At 49.1% G+C, this 19,076-nt stretch carries 18 protein-coding genes; 10 read left to right on the top strand and 8 right to left on the bottom strand.

The window, feature by feature from the left end; translation table 11 throughout:
- Positions 1-96 precede the first annotated feature (96 nt).
- The 5 genes from ribBA (at position 97) to DU002_RS16090 (ending at position 3,661) form a co-directional block, all read left to right on the top strand.
- Positions 97-1,206 (top strand): bifunctional 3,4-dihydroxy-2-butanone-4-phosphate synthase/GTP cyclohydrolase II, encoded by a 1,110-nt coding sequence (ribBA, locus tag DU002_RS16070; protein WP_114339455.1) that lies wholly within the window; start codon positions 97-99, stop codon positions 1,204-1,206.
- An 85-nt stretch (positions 1,207-1,291) separates the two neighbouring features.
- Complete coding sequence (gene ribH, locus DU002_RS16075) at positions 1,292-1,756, top strand: 6,7-dimethyl-8-ribityllumazine synthase (protein ID WP_114339457.1); 465 nt, start codon at positions 1,292-1,294, stop codon at positions 1,754-1,756.
- A gap of 11 nt (positions 1,757-1,767) precedes the next feature.
- The gene (gene nusB / locus DU002_RS16080) at positions 1,768-2,184 is read left to right on the top strand and encodes a transcription antitermination factor NusB (RefSeq protein WP_114339459.1); all 417 of its coding nucleotides are present in this window, start codon (positions 1,768-1,770) and stop codon (positions 2,182-2,184) included.
- Between the two features lie 12 nt (positions 2,185-2,196).
- Positions 2,197-3,183, top strand: coding sequence for a thiamine-phosphate kinase (thiL, locus tag DU002_RS16085; RefSeq protein WP_114339461.1), 987 nt, complete (start codon positions 2,197-2,199; stop codon positions 3,181-3,183).
- Complete coding sequence (locus tag DU002_RS16090) at positions 3,167-3,661, top strand: phosphatidylglycerophosphatase A family protein (RefSeq protein ID WP_114339463.1); 495 nt, start codon at positions 3,167-3,169, stop codon at positions 3,659-3,661. The genes thiL and DU002_RS16090 overlap by 17 nt, the downstream gene beginning before the upstream one ends.
- A 93-nt stretch (positions 3,662-3,754) precedes the next feature.
- Here the strand turns inward: DU002_RS16090 and DU002_RS16095 are convergent, their stop codons facing one another.
- From DU002_RS16095 to xseB, 4 genes are all read right to left on the bottom strand, one after another.
- Complete coding sequence (locus DU002_RS16095; protein ID WP_114339465.1) at positions 3,755-3,976, bottom strand: hypothetical protein; 222 nt, start codon at positions 3,974-3,976, stop codon at positions 3,755-3,757.
- A 154-nt stretch (positions 3,977-4,130) separates the two neighbouring features.
- Positions 4,131-6,008, bottom strand: coding sequence for a 1-deoxy-D-xylulose-5-phosphate synthase (gene dxs, locus DU002_RS16100; RefSeq protein WP_114339467.1), 1,878 nt, complete (start codon positions 6,006-6,008; stop codon positions 4,131-4,133).
- 22 nt (positions 6,009-6,030) lie between these two features.
- A complete protein-coding gene (ispA, locus tag DU002_RS16105) occupies positions 6,031-6,912 on the bottom strand; it encodes a (2E,6E)-farnesyl diphosphate synthase (RefSeq protein ID WP_407642959.1) in 882 nt (293 codons plus the stop codon).
- On the bottom strand, positions 6,909-7,157 hold the full coding sequence (xseB, locus tag DU002_RS16110) for an exodeoxyribonuclease VII small subunit (protein ID WP_114339468.1): 249 nt from the start codon (positions 7,155-7,157) through the stop codon (positions 6,909-6,911). Before xseB ends, ispA begins: the two co-directional genes overlap by 4 nt.
- Positions 7,158-7,506: 349 nt before the next feature.
- Between xseB and pomA the strand changes: the two genes are divergently transcribed.
- The 4 genes from pomA to DU002_RS16130 all read left to right on the top strand — a co-directional run bounded on the left by pomA (position 7,507) and on the right by DU002_RS16130 (position 13,468).
- On the top strand, positions 7,507-8,271 hold the full coding sequence (pomA, locus tag DU002_RS16115; protein ID WP_114339469.1) for a flagellar motor protein PomA: 765 nt from the start codon (positions 7,507-7,509) through the stop codon (positions 8,269-8,271).
- Positions 8,272-8,283: 12 nt separating this feature from the next.
- Positions 8,284-9,219, top strand: a complete 936-nt coding sequence (locus DU002_RS16120) for a flagellar motor protein MotB (RefSeq protein ID WP_114339470.1) — start codon at positions 8,284-8,286, stop codon at positions 9,217-9,219.
- A gap of 126 nt (positions 9,220-9,345) precedes the next feature.
- Positions 9,346-10,800, top strand: coding sequence for a tRNA uracil 4-sulfurtransferase ThiI (thiI, locus tag DU002_RS16125; protein ID WP_114339471.1), 1,455 nt, complete (start codon positions 9,346-9,348; stop codon positions 10,798-10,800).
- A gap of 112 nt (positions 10,801-10,912) precedes the next feature.
- Positions 10,913-13,468, top strand: a complete 2,556-nt coding sequence (locus DU002_RS16130; RefSeq protein WP_114339472.1) for a bifunctional diguanylate cyclase/phosphodiesterase — start codon at positions 10,913-10,915, stop codon at positions 13,466-13,468.
- A 9-nt stretch (positions 13,469-13,477) separates the two neighbouring features.
- Here the strand turns inward: DU002_RS16130 and DU002_RS16135 are convergent, their stop codons facing one another.
- Positions 13,478-13,909, bottom strand: coding sequence for a GNAT family N-acetyltransferase (locus tag DU002_RS16135; protein ID WP_114339571.1), 432 nt, complete (start codon positions 13,907-13,909; stop codon positions 13,478-13,480).
- 275 nt (positions 13,910-14,184) lie between these two features.
- Between DU002_RS16135 and DU002_RS16140 the strand changes: the two genes are divergently transcribed.
- Entirely contained in the window at positions 14,185-14,655 is a 471-nt protein-coding gene (locus DU002_RS16140; protein WP_114339473.1) for a DM13 domain-containing protein, read from the top strand.
- Positions 14,656-14,667: 12 nt separating this feature from the next.
- On the opposite strand, the gene DU002_RS16145 is transcribed toward DU002_RS16140, so the two are convergent.
- The 3 genes from DU002_RS16145 to rluF all read right to left on the bottom strand — a co-directional run bounded on the left by DU002_RS16145 (position 14,668) and on the right by rluF (position 18,722).
- A complete protein-coding gene (locus tag DU002_RS16145) occupies positions 14,668-15,294 on the bottom strand; it encodes a hypothetical protein (protein ID WP_114339474.1) in 627 nt (208 codons plus the stop codon).
- Positions 15,295-15,412: 118 nt separating this feature from the next.
- On the bottom strand, positions 15,413-17,794 hold the full coding sequence (locus tag DU002_RS16150; RefSeq protein WP_114339572.1) for a DNA polymerase II: 2,382 nt from the start codon (positions 17,792-17,794) through the stop codon (positions 15,413-15,415).
- 79 nt (positions 17,795-17,873) lie between these two features.
- Positions 17,874-18,722 (bottom strand): 23S rRNA pseudouridine(2604) synthase RluF, encoded by an 849-nt coding sequence (gene rluF / locus DU002_RS16155; RefSeq protein ID WP_199405264.1) that lies wholly within the window; start codon positions 18,720-18,722, stop codon positions 17,874-17,876.
- Positions 18,723-19,076 lie beyond the last annotated feature (354 nt).

Here is a 19,076-nt window from a genome sequence, read left to right on the forward strand (position 1 = left end):
ATAAGAGTGATTTCATATTGTCAGGCCCGACAATGACACGCTCGACAATAAGCCAGCTCCTATGGCTAAAAATAGAATGATAAAGGCAGGCAGAAAATGGCATTAAACAGCATTGAAGAGCTGATTGAAGATATTCGCCAGGGCAAGATGGTGATCTTGATGGATGACGAAGACCGAGAGAATGAGGGTGATTTCGTCATGGCTGCTGAGAAGGTAACCCCTGAAGCGGTTAACTTTATGGCTACCCATGGCCGCGGCCTGATCTGCTTGCCAATGAATCGAGAGCGTTGCATGAAGCTGAATCTGCCATTAATGGTGGATAATAATAATGCGCAATATTCGACAGCGTTTACCGTGTCTGTTGAAGCGGCCGTAGGTGTAACGACAGGCATTTCCGCGGCAGACCGAGCGAAAACCATTTTGGCTGCTGTTGCGCCTGATGCTGAAGCCAAAGACTTGGTGCAGCCAGGTCATATCTTCCCGCTGATCGCTGAAGAGGGTGGGGTATTGACCCGTGCCGGACACACCGAAGCGAGCTGTGACTTAGCGCGTTTGGCCGGTTTTGACCCGTCAGCAGCTATCGTTGAGATCCTCAATGAAGATGGCACCATGGCGAGACGTCCAGAGCTGGAAATACTCGCAGCAAAGCATGGCATCAAAATTGGCACCATCGCTGATTTGATTGAGTATCGTAACCTCAATGAAACGACCATTGAGCGTGTGGCGCAGTGCCACCTGCCGACCGCCTTTGGTGAATTTGAGCTGATCACTTATCGCGACATTATTGATGGTCAGCTGCATTTCGCGTTGCTTAAAGGCGAAGTGACACCGGATCAGCCAACCCTTGTTCGGGTTCATCTGCAAAGTTTTATGAACGATATTTTGTTCAGCGATCGTGCATCGACGCGCAGTTGGCCGTTGGAAAAGGCGTTAACCCGCATCTCTGATGAGGGTGGCGTGATGGTGTTGTTAGGACGCGAAGAAAACAATGAAGAGCTGCTCGCGCATCTGAAAACATTTGAAAAAGAAGATAAAGGGGAGCAACCTGCGGCCGCTAAGTGGCAGGGGACTTCTCGTCGTGTCGGTATTGGTAGCCAGATCCTTGCGGATGTTGGCGTTCATAAGATGCGTCTGCTGAGTTCGCCGAAGAAATATCATGCTTTGGCTGGGTTTGGTTTAGAAGTGGTTGAATATCTATCTGAGTAAACTCCCGACCTGACCGGTCACTGTGCTATTATTACGCGGTTTTTCTGGCGGTCAGCCGGGTCACCTATTTGTAAAAGGAAGATCCATGAAAGTTATCGAAGGCGCTATTGCTGCTCCCAACGCAAAAATTGCCATTGTTATCTCCCGCTTCAACAGCTTTATTGTCGAAAGCCTGTTGGAAGGTGCTGTTGACACGTTGAAGCGTGTTGGACAGGTCGCAGACGACAACATTACGGTTGTTCGCGTACCTGGCGCATATGAACTGCCACTGGCGGCAAAAAAAGTTGCGGCGAAAGGTGAATATGACGCCATTATCGCTTTGGGTGCCGTGATCCGTGGTGGTACACCGCATTTTGATTATGTTGCCGGTGAGTGCAACAAAGGTCTGGCACAAGTGTCTCTGGAAGCATCTGTTCCAGTGGCCTTTGGTGTGTTGACTACAGATACTATCGAGCAAGCGATTGAACGCGCTGGAACCAAAGCTGGTAATAAGGGTGGCGAAGCTGCTATGTCGGCCTTGGAAATGGTTAACGTGATGTCTGCGCTTTAATTGGAGTTACTGTGAAACCTATTGCACGCCGTAAGGCAAGGCGCATTGCGCTGCAGGCCATCTATCAATGGCAAATGACTAACGACAGTATTGCGGATATCGAACTGCAATACGTTACTGACAACGATCCTGCCGTTGTGGATTTTGATTACTTTCGTGATCTGCTCAGCGGTGTCGCTTCGCGTTTGAGTGAGCTTGATGCCAAGTTGGCAGATTTTGTCAGTCGCCCATTTGCCGAAGTTGATCAGATCGATAAAGCGATCCTGCGTTTGGGTGCTTACGAACTGATGCATAGAAACGATGTGCCTTACCGCGTCGTGATAAATGAAGGTATTGAATTGGCAAAATCCTTTGCTAGTGATGATAGCCATAAGTTTATCAATGGTGTTTTGGATAAGTTGGGTAATAGCCTGAATCGTCCTGGGTAACAGTGTACACCGATGAATGAGTTTGAATTGATTGCTCGCCACTTTACGGGGCGGGGCGCACAGCGCAAGGATGTGCTGCTTGGGATTGGTGATGATGCCGCGATGATCTCCCTACCGGAGTCGCGCGCACTAGTTGTCACCACAGATACCCTGGTTGAAGGTGTGCACTTTTTACCTGATGTTTCTCCCCATGCTTTAGGTCATAAAGCCGTTGCCGTAAATCTAAGTGATTTGGCGGCGATGGGGGCTGAGCCTGCTTGGATCTCCCTTGCTATAACATTGCCTGATAAACGCCATGATTGGATTGAAGCGTTTGCGGCCTCTTTAGCTGACACTTGTGAATACTATGGGGTTAGCCTGATTGGCGGTGATACGACCCGTGGTCCCTTGTCTATTACGATCACAGCCCACGGTTTAGTGAAGGCGGATAAGGCATTAAGACGCAGCGGAGCTAATCCTGGCGATTGGCTCTATGTGACCGGGACACCTGGCGATGCTTGCCGCGGTTTAGAACTATTACAGATGCCTCGTGGCGAGATAACTGAATCTTGTCAGATCAGGGAAAAGCTAGAAAAAAGAATACTTTACCCCACGCCAAGGGTTGCGGCAGGACAGGCGTTGAAAGGTTTAGCTTCTGCGGCAGTCGATATCTCTGATGGCTTGTTGCAGGATCTGCTGCATATTACCAAAGCTTCCTATTGTGACGTGGAGGTAGTTTCCGAGCAGTTACCTATCTCGGATGCCCTTGCGCAAAGTGTGCCTGAGTCAGATCGCCTGCGTTATCAATTAGCGGGGGGGGATGATTATGAGCTGCTGTTTGCGGTGCCAGAAGAGAATCGGGGCTCGGTCGAAACTGCTTTGAAGCACTTTGCGGTACCCTTTGCTTGTATTGGTCGTTTTAAACCTGGACGGGGCGAAGTGATAGTGACACGCGGCGGTGAACCTATGTCTGAGCTTTGGCAGGGCTGGGATCCGTTTCGGGATGCTACTCATGACTGAGCAACAGCCTGAAGGGCGCTTTAATCTTAAAGATCCTGTACATATTCTTGCCTGTGGCTTCGGGTTGGGTTTAGCCAAAAAAGCGCCGGGTACTTGGGGTACTTTAGCGGCGTTTCCTTTTTACTTTGTGTTGTTGCAGTTTCCTGATTGGGTTTATCTTTTAGCCACAGCGGTCATGGCGGTTGTTGGTATCTGGATCTGTGGCAAGACCAGTGAGGATATGGGCGTACATGATCACGGTGGGATCGTGTGGGACGAGGTGGTGGGTATGTTGATCACCTTGTTCTGGGTGCCGGTTGAATGGCCATGGATATTGGCTGCTTTTGTTGCTTTTCGCTTCTTCGATATTCTTAAACCTTGGCCCATTCGTTGGCTAGATAAGCAGGTAGATGGCGGCTTTGGCATCATGATTGATGATGTGATCGCGGGGCTATTTGGTCTTGCGGTGATGCATTTGGCTCTCTATTACTGGTATTGATATACCCATGTATGGGAACGGCAACAGATAAAAAAATAGAGGCGAAAAAGCCTCTATTTTTTTTATTTGTTGCCGACAGCTTGATTTGGCACGTTACTTTGCCGAGAAAGACTCCAGTGCTGCTGCATAGGCTTCGTGTATTTCCTGTTCGAGAGAGCGCAGTGCTTCTCTAAGCTCGGGGATATCACGGGCTTGGGCGAAACGTTCTATCATCGCTGCCGTGAGGTGTGAATTCTTTTCACAGGCATCCGTAATGGCGTCTTCTATCCGCTTTTCAATAGCCGATTCTGGCGTGGGGCGGTCTATTACTTCCATACACATCTCCTACGTGACATCCTTAATGTATAGCATTGTTCGCTAGTGAGGGAAGTCTAAATGCTGTGCTTGGGTGAGAAGTTTTTTAATTGTTGTTTATTCGGTCATAAAAAAACCGCAGACTAGCTGCGGTTTTTAATGAATGGTAATGACGCTAGCGTTGGCAATAATCCCGGATGCTGGCTTCAATACCGGCACTATCTAAGCCTAAATCAGCAAGGATCTCTTCTTGGCCACCATGCCTTATAATTTCGTCCGGCAGGCCGAGGTTTAGCACGGGCTTGCACTGCTTAGTCGCCATCAGGTATTCATTGACTGCAGAGCCTGCACCGCCCATCACCACATTGTCTTCAATGGTTACCAGCGTTGTATGATCCACGCATACCTGATCGATCACCGCGGTATCCAGTGGCTTCACGAAGCGCATATCAACTAGCGTGGCATCCAGCGCGTCAGCTACTGCTTTACAACGTTCAAGTAAGGTACCAAAACTAAGAATAGCGACTTTGTTTTCTGTAGCCTGGCTCGTTCTTATGGTGCGGGACTGGCCTACAGGTAGGGCCACCATATCCTCTTCCAGCGCAACTCCTGGTCCTTGACCCCGTGGGTAGCGCACTGCAGCAGGTTGTTGCAACTGATGGCCGGTATAGAGCATCTGGCGGCACTCATTTTCATCGGCTGGTACCATGATCACCATGTTGGGGATGCAGCGCATAAAGCTAATGTCATAAGCGCCTTGGTGCGTTGGGCCATCGGAGCCAACAACACCGGCACGATCGATGGCAAACAGTACTGGCAAGTCCTGGATCGCCACATCGTGGATCAGTTGGTCGTAACCCCGTTGCAGAAACGTAGAATAGATAGCGACCACAGGCTTATATTCTTCGCAGGCGAAACCTGCGGCGAGTGTGACAGCATGTTGCTCGGCGATAGCGACATCAAAATACTTATCGGGGTGTTCCTGACTGAAACGCACCATACCTGAACCTTCGCGCATGGCAGGAGTGATAGCCAGGAGTTTGTCATCCTGTTTTGCCATATCACACAGCCAATCACCGAAAACTTTTGAATAGGTAGGGTGACTTGGTGTTGATTTGGGCAGCTGCGCCTCATCTGGATTAAATTTCGGCACCGCGTGATAACCGATAGGATCATTTTCAGCTGGAGCGTACCCTTTACCCTTCTTGGTCATTACGTGCAGTAACTGCGGACCATTTAGCTGACGCATGTTATGCAGGGTTTCTACCAAAGCATCGACATCGTGGCCATCAATGGGGCCAATATAGTTAAAACCGAGCTCTTCAAAAAATGTGCCGGGTACGACCATACCTTTGAGGTGCTCTTCAGTGCGACGCGCTAACTCTTTAATGGGGGGAAGGCCGGACAGGACTTTCTTACCGCCTTCGCGAATACTGGTATAAAGACTACCTGACAGTACGCGGGCTAAATGGTTGTTTAGTGCGCCAACGTTTTCTGAAATCGACATCTCGTTGTCATTCAGAATAACCAACATGTTGGGATCAATATCGCCTGCATGGTTCATCGCTTCGAACGCCATGCCTGCGGTTACCGCGCCATCCCCGATCACCGCGACAACTTTACGTCCTTGTTGCTCTCGTTCAGCCGCTACCGCCATTGCCAGCGCGGCACTGATTGAAGTGGATGAATGACCGACACCCAAAGTGTCGTACTCGCTTTCCTCACGCCAAGGGAAGGGGTGCAATCCGTCCTTCTTCTTGATGGTTTCCATCTGATCGCGACGACCAGTGAGAATTTTGTGAGGATAGGCCTGATGACCCACATCCCAAAGGAGACGGTCAAAGGGAGTGTTATAGACATAATGCAGGGCGACGGTGAGTTCCACCGTCCCCAACCCAGAAGCCAGGTGTCCAGCACTTTGACTAACAGAAGCAAGTAAAAAACGACGCAGTTCGTCGCAAAGCTGCGGCAACTGATCTTGGGGAAGTTCTCTTAGGTTAGGCGGTAGTGGCGCCTTGGCCAGCAACGGATAGTCGTTTATATCCACACTCATCTTATTGTTCTTATTCGTTCTATTAGCGAGACCGTTGCACAACGAAGCGTGCAAAATCGGCCAGATTGTCTGAATTGTACGGTAATCCCTGCAAAGCGTGTAGTGCTTCGTCGAGTAAGCTTGAAGCATGCTGCTGTGCCCCTTCAAGCCCTAACAGTACAGGATAGGTACTTTTGTTTAATTCGCTATCGGAGCCCTGAGGTTTACCTAGGGTCTTGGTGTCACTAGTGACATCAAGGATATCGTCCTGAACCTGAAAAGCGAGACCAATGGCCTTGGCATAGTTGTCTAACTTGCCTGTTACTTCAGCTGATGCGTTGCCAATAATTGCCCCCATACGAACAGCTGCTCTGATCAAGGCGCCAGTTTTGGCACTATGGATCGCTTTCAGTTGCGGTAAGCTTATCTGCTGGTCGGTGGCGGCAATGTCCATCGCCTGTCCCCCACACATGCCCAGATAACCACTGGCTCGCGATAACTGCTGGATTAAGGCGATTCGGCATTCAGCGCTTAGCTGGTCAGCCTGGCTGAGTACTTCAAAAGCTAAGGTCTGCAGCGCATCACCAGCTAGGATAGCGGTTGCCTCATCAAAGGCGACGTGACAGGTGGGCTGGCCACGGCGCAATGCATCGTTGTCCATCGCTGGCAGATCATCGTGGGTTAGTGAGTATGCGTGGACATACTCAATCGCTGCTGCCGCTGGTGCTAATTGTTGATCTGTCGCACCCAGCATACGGCCTGTTTCATACACCAAAAACGGCCTTATACGCTTGCCGCCAAGCAGTGCTGCATGGTGCATCGCATCCCTTAATCGGGGCGCATCTTGGGGTAATGCCGCCAGCTGTTGCTGGATCACTTGGTCAACAGTTGCTTGCCGACTTATCAATTGTTGTTTGATAGTCACGACCGCTGTTCATCCTGAGACATATCGATCAGCTGTTCTTCACCTTGCTCTTGCAACAACACTTTTACTTGTTGCTCAGCTTGCTGCAATTTTTGTTGCCCTGCCCGAGACAGGCCAACACCGCGTTCAAACTGGCGTAGCGCGTCTTCCAGAGGAAGATCGCCCTGCTCTAAGGTTGTCACGATACTCTCGAGTTCGTCGAGGGTCGCTTCAAAGGTCATATTTTCCGGTTTTTTTGCTGCCATACCGGCTCCTGTCAAAGTGTCGCGGCAAAGGTACCCCAGTGCTGGAAAAGGGTCAATTTGTTAACAAACATTCAAGTGACGTTAATCATTATAGAGTTGCTATGATTTGAGTATCGCAGTAATCGAGTGATCTGACGCAGGCATTTCGAATAAAACAGCTAACGCTTACAGATTATCCGACGATAATGAAAATGTGGGTCAAAACAGATGCTTGCTGGAGCTCATTTTTGTCGAGTTGCGCTTTGCGATGGCGCAACGGCAAAGCTATGATAGCGAGCAATATGCGTAATACCAAATCGTTGATGACTTTGGTGCTGTATACGCAACTTAGAACAAACAGGAGTATTGAGTGGATCTGGCAACGCTAATAGGCCTGGTTGGCGCATTCGGTTTCGTCGTCATGGCAATGATACTGGGTGGCGACCTCACTATGTTTTTCGATGTGCCATCGGTGCTGATCGTACTGATTGGTTCAATGTTTGTGGTGATGATGCAGTTTTCTATTGGCCAGTTTTTCGCTGCGCTAAAGATCACGGCAAAAGCTTTTATGTTCAAACTTGAGCGCCCAGAAGACTTGATTGAGAAAGCGGTCGAGATGGCTGACGCTGCGCGTAAGGGCGGCTTCCTAGCATTGGAGGAGGCTGAGATTGGTAACTCCTTTATGCAGAAAGGCGTGGACATGCTGGTCGACGGCCATGATGCCGAAGTGGTTCGCGACACCTTGCAAAAAGATATTCAGATGACGGCAAGTCGTCACGAGTTTGGTGCCAGCTTCTTTAAAGCGCTAGGGGATGTGGCTCCTGCCATGGGGATGATTGGTACCCTGATCGGCTTGGTGGCTATGTTGTCGAACATGGATGATCCCAAATCGATTGGCCCGGCGATGGCGGTAGCGTTGCTGACAACATTGTATGGTGCCATTCTGGCAAACATGGTGGCGATCCCTATTACGGCTAAATTGAACCTGCGCGCAGAAGAGGAGAAGCTTAATCGCAAGTTAATTCTGGATTCTATTCTGGGTATTCAGGATGGTCAGAACCCTCGGGTGATCGAAGCATTGCTGAAAAATTATCTGGCCGAAAGTAAGCGCCAGGTTGATACCACCGGCGAATAGGCGAGTTGAACCATGGCTGAAGTCGATGAAGACCACAAATGTCCCCCCCCTGGGCTACCTGCCTACATGGGGACTTTTGCGGACTTGATGTCATTGCTGATGTGCTTTTTCGTGCTGTTGCTGGCATTTTCAGAAATGGATGTGATGAAGTTTAAGCAGATCGCCGGTTCTATGAAGTATGCCTTCGGTGTACAGAATCAGATTGAAGTGAAAGATATCCCCAAAGGCACCAGTGTCATTGCTCAGGAGTTTCGTCCCGGCCGCCCTGATCCTACACCGATTGAGAATATCCAGCAGCAAACTGTCGAAGTTACCCAGCAGACCTTGGAGTTTCAGGCGGGTGATGAAGACTCTGCGGGGGGGCGCTTGAAGCAACGGGGCGATGCCCGTGGTGGTGCGGCAGACTCGACCTCTACCGATGCCACTCCAGCAACGCCGTCAGAAGCTGAAGCGGCTAACCAAGAGCAGCTTGAAGAGTTAATGAAACGGTTGGCTGAGCAGCTGGAAGAGCAGATTGAAGATGGTGCGTTGGAGCTTGAAGCGTTAGGTCAACAGATCACCATCCGTGTGCGTGAAAAAGGCTCTTTCCCCTCTGGTTCGGCTTTTTTGCAGCCGCAGTTTAAGCCTATTATTCAGAATATTGCCAAGTTACTGAACGAGGTGCCAGGGGTGATCACTGTGTCAGGTCATACTGATAACCAGCGTATCAGTTCCGAGTTGTACCGTTCGAACTGGGATTTGAGTGCCCAGCGTGCGGTGGCGGTAGCTCATGAGATGGTGAAAGTTTCAGGTTTCGATGAGCATCGTTTGGCGGTGGAAGGGCGAGCGGATACGCAACCTTTGGAACCCAATAAAACAGTGGATAGCCGACGTCGCAATCGCCGTGTTGAGATCTCAATCATGCAAGGTAAGAGTATGCAATCAGACGAAATAGGCGTGGCCGAATAGCGCCTGTTTTATCGCTGAAGGCGATTCTTTTCTCCATGATTGGCGAGCCCTCCGGCTCGCCAATCATATCCCCCTTGCGCTATACTCCGCGCACTTAATCGCCGTTAACACAGGCTTGTCGTATCCATGCGTTTTATCGTTAAGTTGTTCCCTGAAATCACCATCAAAAGTCGTTCTGTTCGTCTGCGTTTTTCGAAGATCTTACAGTCCAATATTCGTAACGTGTTGAAGCGTATTTACGAAGATACGCGGGTGCGAATGGAATGGGACAAGCTCGAGGTTAAATGTGATGGCGCGACGCCTGAGCAGGCCGAACAACTTATTGAAGCGCTGAAATGCACTCCCGGAATTGCGCACTTTCTTGAAGTGCAAGAATCGAAATTTACCGATATTCACAATATCTACGAGCAGGTGCAGCCGATCTGGGGACCGCAGCTGGCGGGACAGACTTTCTGTGTGCGTGTGCGCCGTATTGGTGAACATGATTTCAGCTCGTTAGATGTTGAACGCTACGTAGGCGGAGGTCTTAACCAGCACAATGAGACCGCAGGGGTGAAGCTAAAAAATCCCGATGTCACAGTGCGTATGGAGCTGGATAAGGACAAGCTATTTATCGTTAAGGCCACGCACCCTGGCATGGGGGGATACCCCATTGCCACGCAAGAAGATCTTTTGTCGCTGATCTCTGGTGGATTCGATTCGGCAGTTTCCAGCTATATGATGATTAACCGAGGTAGCCGGGTTCATTACTGTTTCTTCAATCTGGGGGGCGCAGCCCATGAGATTGGTGTGAAGCAGATGGCTTATTACTTGTGGGACAAGTTCGGCTCTTCCCATCGCGTGAAGTTCGTTAGTATCCCATTTGAACCAGTGGTTGGCGAACTGCTGGAGCGGGTGGCTGATGGCATGATGGGCGTTATTTTAAAGCGCTTAATGATGCGTGCGGCCAGCCAGGTAGCGGGAAAAATGCGGATCCAGGCGTTGGTCACAGGTGAAGCGTTGGGACAAGTATCCAGCCAGACACTGACCAACCTGCGTGTCATTGATGGCTGTACCGATCACCTCATTGTTCGGCCTCTGACTGCTTTTGACAAGCAAACCATTATTGATATTGCGCGTAAAATAGGCACTGAGCAGATATCTATCACCATGCCGGAATACTGCGGCGTGATATCTAAAAGCCCGACAGTGAAAGCTGTACTGAGTAAGGTGGAAGCTGAAGAAGCTAAGTTGTCTCCGGATCTGATTGAACAGGTGCTGGCGGCCGCTAAAGTTGAAGATATTCGCGATATAGGTCGTGCTGCTTCTGAAGAGGTTGCCGAGGTTGAGCTTGCCGGTGAGTTAGATAGTCATGCTGTGATACTGGATATTCGCGCACCGGATGAAGAGGAAGAAGCACCATTAGAAGTCAAAGGTGTGGAAGTGAGCGTGATGCCTTTTTATAAGTTGGCTACACAGTTTGGTGATCTTGACCAATCAAAAACCTATCATCTGTATTGTGCCAAGGGCGTGATGAGCAAACTGCAGGCGCTCTATCTGCATGAGCAAGGTTTTGTTAATGTGAAAGTTTATCATCCGTAACAGCTCATTTAGGGCGTCGTGCACGCTCTCATCGTCGATATGGGGGTTTAAGCTTGGGGAATATGGTCTATGACCGAAGTCGATAGCTTTATTCTGGGATAACAGTCTGCCGATGTATGTTGAGAATCGTCAATTTCAATCGTTACCACAGCTGCTGGATAGCCTACCCGACTGGCATCCAGCAGGGGGCGATGAGCAGACCGGCTGTTTTCTTATCCAAGTTTTTGCTGCGCTAACGTTAGAGGAAGCGAAAGCGTTAGCGAAGCAGTTAAAGCTGCGTTTTCCTAACAGTGCTGTTATTGGCATGAGCCTCAATAATGGATTGATTGGCGGCCGTCATGTTGAAACGCCCATCATTGTTTCTTTGGCTCATCTGCAACAGAGTCACATAGAAACAAGCTGGCATACAGTAACCCCTGAAACCTGTGAACAGGATGGTCGCGCACTTTTCTCGCAGTTGGATGCCGCTGACAACCGAGCGTTTATCTGTTTTGCCCACGGCATTGACGCGTCCTGTCAGCAACTATTTGGTCAGGTTGGAAAGCTTAATAACGATGTGCCCATCGTGGGCGGGATCGTTGATCACTCCGCTGAGGCCAAAGGCCCATGGGTAATGGTTGATGAGCATTGTGCTCCTGGGATCATTGGCGCTGTTGCGTTACGTTCCCATCGCTTGAAAGTATGGCAATCAGCTTTTCTGGAATGGATGCCGGTAGGGCGACGAATGGTGGTGACTCGAGCAGAGGGACATCGTCTGTATGAAGTGGATGGTGAGACGATCGCTGACGCTTACGCTCGCTATTTTAGTATCAATGGCCAGTGTCAGTTCGAGGTGTGTCAGGATTTTCCGTTACTGTTTCGCCAAGGAAACCAAGAGTTCTACACTGCTGCTATTAAGGCTTTCGATGATGGCAGCATGGAGATGACAGAAGCAATACCTGAGGGCGTTCAGGTTCAGTTTAGTTATTTTCATCCTAAGCTTTCGCAAAGCCGTATTCGGCAAAAACTGCATGAGATCCAGACGGAAGCACCAGAGGCGGTATTTCTCTATAACTGCGCTTCGCGAATATTCAATGATGATGGTTGTATTGAGGAGGAGCTGGCAGTTTTTGAGGAGCTTGCTCCCAGCGTTGGAGGCTACTGTTTCGGTGAGTTTGCCGCTGTGCCTAGTCAGCGTATTGCGCATCATAGCGTGACCTACCTTTCCCTTTCTGAAAAGGGGGATGTCGTGGCACCGTCTCCAGACACCTTTGTAAAAAATGAGCGCGTCGATCGTACGCTTAGCCCAGTCTTTACTCTAATTAATCAAGCGTTTACCGATTTAGAGCAACTAAACGAGTCTTTAGAAGATGAGGTTGCTCAGAAAACCAGCGCCTTACTGGCTTCAGCTCAACAACACCCGCTGACCAAACTACCGAACCGCGGTCAATTGGTAACCCGTTTACAGCAATATCAACGGCTATCAGGCATGGCAGTGATTAAGCTGTGTAACTTGGGTTGGATCAACCATGGGGTTGGTGATAAGCAAGGTGACCAAGCTGTCATTTGGCTGGCGGCGCAGTTGGCATCACATACAGAGCAAGTGTGGCCGTCTGCTGCCGAGCTTTTTCAGCTCAGTGGTAGTGAGTGGTTGTTAGCTGTATGCACCGATGTCAGCGAAGTAAACCTGTTAAGGCAATTGGAGAAGATGCTTCGGGATATCGACGTGATTGAGTATCCGGTTTCTGCATTGCAATTAGATACACCACTTAACTTTGTGTTGAAAGCGGGTGTCGTGGCGCAGCCTGGTGGCAAGATGCCAGCATCAGATATCAAGCTTAATCGTATGGTGCATAGGGCGAAACAGGCTCGGCGAGAAGCGCTAGCGAATAATAAGTTGGTTTCGCTTTTTCAGCCCCATGAGCACTCGACGATTGATCCTGTCGATGCTATCGCGGCTATGGCCACGGTTAAATCTGCTTTGTCAGAGAATAGAGTGGTTGTTTTTGGCCATCCTATTTTGGCTTCAGGGGAGCGTCGACTGGCTTCAATCGAATGCCTGGTGCGCATTCGTCTTGGTAATGAATACATTTCACCGGCGCAGTTTTTACCTGCGGTCAGTCACAGTGAACTCTACAGCCAGCTGAGTCGAGAAGTGATCCGCCAAAGCATAGAAATGCTGGATGGCCAGGCTGTGCGTTATAGTATCAATCTTGCTCCACAGGACTTTTTTAATCACACCACCTATGAGTGTTTGCTGCAGCATATTCGAGCGGCGCAGACACCGCAGCATATAGGCTTAGAGATCCTGGAAACGGAGCAGATAGTTGACTATGCCGCCTTTGCAGAGCGCTTGCAGCCATTGCGCGAAGCTGGGGCTAGGTTAATTATAGACGACTTTGGTTCCGGCTATTCCAATATGAATGAGATCCTTAAGCTCAGTCCAGAAGTGGTTAAGTTCGATGGCTCATTGGTTAGCGACATGGATACCAATCCACAACAGCGGTTGATGGTGGAGCATCTCAACAATTTGTGTCAGTCATTAGGTATTCAAACGACGGCGGAATTTGTTCGCAACCAGGCGATTTGTGAATTGGTTGAATCGATCGGTGTTGATTATCTGCAAGGGTTTTATCTTGCTAAACCCCTGCCGTTAACTGAGTTGCTTAGGGGCGTGCTCCCTCAGTAAGATCTCTTCTTAGCCATCTTGGATATTGGTATTAGACAGATGGTGGCTCGCAATATTTAGGCCTTCTCGGTGATAAAAACGGTGGGCGTCAAAGCGCTGCACCCCTGAGTCTAAATGAAGCTGGTCGCAGCCCTGTTGTTTCGCGTATTTTTTTAACCAATCAAGCAAAACCTTTCCAGCGCCTTTGGAGCGTTCTTCAGGTAGTGCAATGACATCATCGACGTAGATGAACTTCCCCCAAGCCAATTTTAAACCGATGACAAAGCCACCGACAGCAACGATTTTATCACCGTCATAGACACAGGCCAGTTGGTAACCTTCCTTGACCTGTTTTTTGACCTGCCGGAGCAGTGATGCAAAGGTAAATTGGGTGCGAAGGTGGCAAAGTACCACAGCCGCTTCTTCCAGTGCTTCACCATCTGTGACTATGCGAACATCCATGCTGTCTTCACTCTTTAAATGGGCAATATCTTTTTGGCGTGCAAGTGGAACTGCTAACGCCGACCAGTGCCTCATACTCTTGACGTTTTCACTGCTATTTTCAAGTATTGAGTGACGATAAGCTGGATGAAATCGTGACTTAAGCCGTTCTAGCGTCTTAAATTCAAAGCAGATGATATTTTTGCATACATATTAGAAGCTGCTATGTACGTTGAAAGTTTTCTCCGTTGCGCAGGTTCTTATTAGTTAACTGTCGTTATTTGTAAGGGAAACGGGTGAAATCGATATTATTGATATTGTCGCATTGCACACTGCTTGTTTGCGGTGTGGTTCTAGGTATCTATTTACTACCGGTGTTAACAGCAAAGCCAGGGCCGTCGGAGAGCTTATTACAACAGCATGCACTTGATGCTGACTATCAGACTGAGTTCGATCGAGAGAGATTAGACAGTGATTTTTTGCACTGGGGCGAGGGCAAAGTGCATATCAGTGGTAACTATGTAAGCCTAGATGGTGAGCTTGCCCCCGGGCCTGATTATCAGCTCTATTTGGTTTCCGAGTTTGTTGAAACTGAAGCTGACTTTTTAGCGCTAAAGCCGATGGCAAAGCATCTCGGGGATGTTGAAAGCTTTAACGATTTCATGCTGCCGGTGCCGGCAGATGTGGATGTTCATAGATACAATACGGTGGTGGTTTGGTGTGAAACTTTTGAGCAGTTTATTACGTCGGCGCAGTATCGCTTTTAGTTGAGTCTGCGCCTACTTCAGTGTGACCAGTTCCACGTTGGATAGCTGACCGTCAGTTAATACGCAGGTAGCCACTTTCTTAACACCGCGCTCTGTGCGGGTGTTGAACTCCAATTGATAAGTTACCTGCCAAAGTCTATCACTGGGCTGTGAGGTCTGCGCGTCGATATAGGTTATTTCGCCGGGCTCTGCATGGCCTTCAACGTCTGCTTTACACAACAGCATAGCGCGATCCCTTTCGCTGTTGTGAGCTGTTGCTGTATAGCCTTTAGTATAAACACCGCCAACCAGCAGGGTGGCAATGGTGGCAACAGACGCTGCGATCATGGGAATATTTCGACCACGACGTTTAGTGGCTAACTCATAACGCACAAACCAGGTTCCATTTTCACAGTAGCCTTGTCGGGCACCTGACTGGATCTCAACAATAAGTCTCTTAGGATCTAACGCTCTTTCTGTAGCATAGAGCTCTGCTTGTTGGGTATACCAAACATACTCGATACCTTTGTGCGTTAACCATTTAGCATCGGCCTTGGGGGTCTTCTCTAATGGCGCGTCGCAACTAGGACACGTCATTGCGCGTTCAGCAAGTTTGCTGGTGCAGAAGGGGCAGGTGCTTGTTAGAGGTGCATCGTTCATTACTGGTTTACTTCTTACCTGTTATGTTCAGCACGTCCTTGTCGATAAAAAATGTTGGCGAAATATACAGCAATTCATGCGCGAGTTCACGTTTTTAAGGTGATTAGGCGATGACTTTTCAGAATAACCCTAATTGGTTATCTATTAATCGATCGAAATCAAGTTTTATGAAAGGAAGAATCGCGTCCGCGACAGGTTTTAACTGGCGATCAATGTAGTGATCGTAATCGATCGGGCTGGTGATGTGTTCAACCGGCTCAGGACCGTTTAGTGTGATTAGGTAACTGATACTGCCTTTGTGTTGATATTGCTGTGGCTTGCCCTCTGCAAGATTTCTTTCATCTGCCATTCTTGCTGCGCGAACGTGGGGCGGCACATTCTTAACATAATGGCTTAGCTTACGGCGTAAGCGCTTTCTGTAAACCAACAGTGCATCGCGTTGACCGGCTAAGGTTTCATTGACTGTTTGCTGGATAAAATCGCTGGGGTCCTGATCGTGAAACACCATCTGATATAACTGAGTTTGAAACTGCTTGGCTAGTTCTGTCCAATCGGTACGAACGGTTTCGAGCCCTTTAAATATCAGCTTTTCGGATGCGCCTTCACCAATTAAACCGGCGTAACGTTTTTTGCTGCCCGCCTCGGAACCGCGAATTGTGGGCATCAGGAAGCGTCGATAGTGGGTTTCGTATTCGATCTCTAGGTGGCAGTCGAGTTGTAACTCTTGCCGCAGCTTTTGTCGCCAGCGAAGATTAATATCTTCAGCCAGCTGTTGGCCGATGGTATCGGCTTGGTTACTGTTGAAATCACCGTTTAGCCAAACGAACGTCGAGTCAGTGTCACCATAAATCACTTCATAGCCATGTTCGGCTATCCAACGGGCTGTTTGCTGCATGATCTCGTGGCCACGCAGGGTGATCGAGCTGGCCAATCTAGGATCATAGAAGCGGCAGCCACCTGAGCCGAGTACGCCATAGAAACTGTTCATCAGGATCTTAATTGCTTGCGAGCGCGGCGCATCTTTGACTTTTTTGGCTTCGTCCCGCTGCAACCAAAGCTCATTAATGATGCTTGGTAGGAAGTGCTTGTCCCGAGAAAACAACGCTTCCCGAAAACCTGGGATCGCGCTTTGCGGGGTTTTTAGCCCTTCGATTAGACCCATAGGATCAATTTTGAAGGTGCGGATAATCGATGGATATAGGCTCTTAAAATCCAGCACCAACACATGCTTGTATAGGCCCGGACGTGAGTCCATGACATAGCCGCCGGGGCTGGCTAGGCCGCCATCAGCGGGAAGATTAGGTGCAACATATCCGGCGCGGTGTAACTTGGGTAGGTAAACATTAGTGAATGCGGCCACAGAGCCACCAATACGGTCGAGCTCTAAGCCGGTTAGTTGGCTACGGAGACGCAAGAAATCTAACAGCTGAGTATGCTCAAAAATTTCACTGACTAAGCGGCAATCTTCCAAATTATAGGCGGCCAGTGCGGGTTTATCGTGATAGAAGTTATGGTCGATCTCTGCCATTCGGTCAGCGACATTGTCAGCCAATTTGCCCTTGCCAAGTAGTGTTTGGGCCACAGCTTCCAAGCTAAAGCTGTCGAAGCTATAAGTTGCGGTCTTTAGGCCATCAATCCCATCAATAACGACTCGGCCAGGTAAGGTGATGAAGCCCTGATTGTTTTCCGTTCGCGAGTCACGCCAGCTAGCGTAGCTGTTACCGCGCCCCAGACGCATCTTTAACTGATGTTTTTCGGCACGCTTTAGTAACAGGCGAAAATCAAAATTGACCACGTTCCAACCGATCACGATATCGGGGTCGAGTTGCTGCATCGCCTGCTCGAGTGCTTGTAGCAACTCTCGCTCACCGTCGACCCAAGTGATATCGGTTGAGGCTGGCTGCGGCTTTCCGCGCATAATGACAGTGGCGATCTCTGCTTGTTGCTCCGAGGCGGGTATATGCATACCAATAGAGTAAAGTTCACCTTGTAGAGAGCACTCGATGTCTAGTGATAGAACCTTAAACTCTGGTAGATACTCAGCGGGTTTAATTTTCGCCTGTTGATACTCTATATAACCTGGTCGTTGACTAGGCTGGCCAATGAACTGGAGCCCTCCTTTGGCAAAGCGTTCCATCAGATAGCGGTCATGCAGTCGAAAATCAGCTTCGAACAGCTCAATCTGCTGCTCTCTTAGCAGGTCTTGGGCACGAAAATGGCTATTGATGGCAGTGAAATAGAACACCGAGACCGGGCTATGATCAAACAGCGAGAGGGGCAGGTCTTTACACTGGTATGTGAGTTTGGCTCTGGACAAGCTCGCTTCGGCCATCGCTCGGTATTGTGTGGCGATAAAAAACAGCGGCTGTTGGTTTTCGATGACTAGCTTTACTGGGCCCTGTTCGCTGGTTAGCCATAATACTATCTCGGTTCCGGCTCTACTGTCCCTGCTTTGCCGAGTCAGGAGAAAACCCTGATGAACAAGTTGGCTATTTGGTATCGACAATCCGAGTCCCTGATGCCCCTTTGGATGGAGCTAGTCTGAGTGATGAAAGCGGCTGATGCGAAGAAAGCCGCTGTTATAATCGCTTACCTTTGCCTTTAAACGCCATTTTAGCTCGTTTTTTAAGGGGAGCTGCTGGCTTCGTGTTGTGATCGGCTTGCTGTTTGCTACGGGTTATCGTGGCATTGTGTTGTGCTGTCGTCGCGTCAGCTGTCTTTTTTGAATGGGCAACTGCACTGTTTATCTCAGCCATCTCTTTGCTGGTCAGTTCTCGCCACTGGCCAACTTTTAATCTGCCTAGCTCGACATTCATGATCCGTGTTCGTTTTAGCTTGGTCACCTTGTAGCCTAGATACTCGCACATGCGCCGGATCTGCCGGTTTAACCCTTGCGTCAGAATAATCTTGAACACGAACTTGCTTTCAATACTGACTTTGCACGGTTTGGTGACGGTGTCGAGTATCGGGATACCGTTGGCCATACGTTGTACAAAGTGCGGGTTCACCGGTTTATCTACCGTGACGATATACTCTTTGTCATGTTCATTTCCCGCCCGCAGGATCTTATTGACTATATCGCCATCACTGGTGAGAAAAATCAGCCCTTCTGATGGCTTATCCAAGCGTCCGATAGGGAAAATACGCTGCTTGTGGCCGATAGCATCAATGATATTGCCGTGGACGTTGCGTTCTGTGGTGCAGGTGATGCCAACGGGTTTGTTATAAGCAATATAGACTCGGTCTGATTTGTTTTCTGGTACGGCACAGATAGGCTTGCCATCTACCTGTACTGTATCGTCAGCCTGCACTTTCGTCCCTAACTCTGGCAGTTGGCCATTGATCGTAACGCGGCGGTCTTCAATCAAGCGATCGGCCTCTCTTCTTGAACAAAAGCCTGAGTCACTGATGAATTTGTTAAGGCGCATGCCGACGCTTTTACTCACTAGGGCGATCCTGTGCTGAAGGTTTAAGATTTGAATCGTATTAATTTGAGACAGGCAGGCGTTTGTCAGGTAATGTCTGACGCGGGCTGGCGCATCCACCTGACCGTTGTTGGGTAAATCATACCATGTAGAACGAACCTGGCTAGTTTGGGCTCTTCTGTTCTAAAAGTGTCTTGCATAAACCAATTTAAAATCATGTGGTTAGCATGATTCGTGCGCCATGCTATATCGCTATGTTTACAGGCAGTGGAAAAAGCATCATTTTTCATTGGTTATTTATTAATAAAAAAATTGAAAATCCTGTATACTGACGCGCAATTTTGACCCATGAACGAT

The organism is Corallincola holothuriorum, assembly GCF_003336225.1.
Taxonomy (GTDB): Bacteria; Pseudomonadota; Gammaproteobacteria; order Enterobacterales; family Neiellaceae; genus Corallincola; species Corallincola holothuriorum.

Coding starts and splice junctions, on each gene's coding strand:
- rluF (WP_199405264.1), bottom strand. CDS start 18,722: ATGCGCCTTAACAAATTCATCAGTGACTCAGGCTTTTGTTCAAGAAGA.
- dxs (WP_114339467.1), bottom strand. CDS start 6,008: ATGAGTGTGGATATAAACGACTATCCGTTGCTGGCCAAGGCGCCACTA.
- DU002_RS16120 (WP_114339470.1), top strand. CDS start 8,284: ATGGCTGAAGTCGATGAAGACCACAAATGTCCCCCCCCTGGGCTACCT.
- ribBA (WP_114339455.1), top strand. CDS start 97: ATGGCATTAAACAGCATTGAAGAGCTGATTGAAGATATTCGCCAGGGC.
- DU002_RS16090 (WP_114339463.1), top strand. CDS start 3,167: ATGCTACTCATGACTGAGCAACAGCCTGAAGGGCGCTTTAATCTTAAA.
- thiI (WP_114339471.1), top strand. CDS start 9,346: ATGCGTTTTATCGTTAAGTTGTTCCCTGAAATCACCATCAAAAGTCGT.
- DU002_RS16145 (WP_114339474.1), bottom strand. CDS start 15,294: ATGAACGATGCACCTCTAACAAGCACCTGCCCCTTCTGCACCAGCAAA.
- DU002_RS16095 (WP_114339465.1), bottom strand. CDS start 3,976: ATGGAAGTAATAGACCGCCCCACGCCAGAATCGGCTATTGAAAAGCGG.
- thiL (WP_114339461.1), top strand. CDS start 2,197: ATGAATGAGTTTGAATTGATTGCTCGCCACTTTACGGGGCGGGGCGCA.
- DU002_RS16135 (WP_114339571.1), bottom strand. CDS start 13,909: ATGGATGTTCGCATAGTCACAGATGGTGAAGCACTGGAAGAAGCGGCT.
- xseB (WP_114339468.1), bottom strand. CDS start 7,157: ATGGCAGCAAAAAAACCGGAAAATATGACCTTTGAAGCGACCCTCGAC.
- ribH (WP_114339457.1), top strand. CDS start 1,292: ATGAAAGTTATCGAAGGCGCTATTGCTGCTCCCAACGCAAAAATTGCC.
- DU002_RS16130 (WP_114339472.1), top strand. CDS start 10,913: ATGTATGTTGAGAATCGTCAATTTCAATCGTTACCACAGCTGCTGGAT.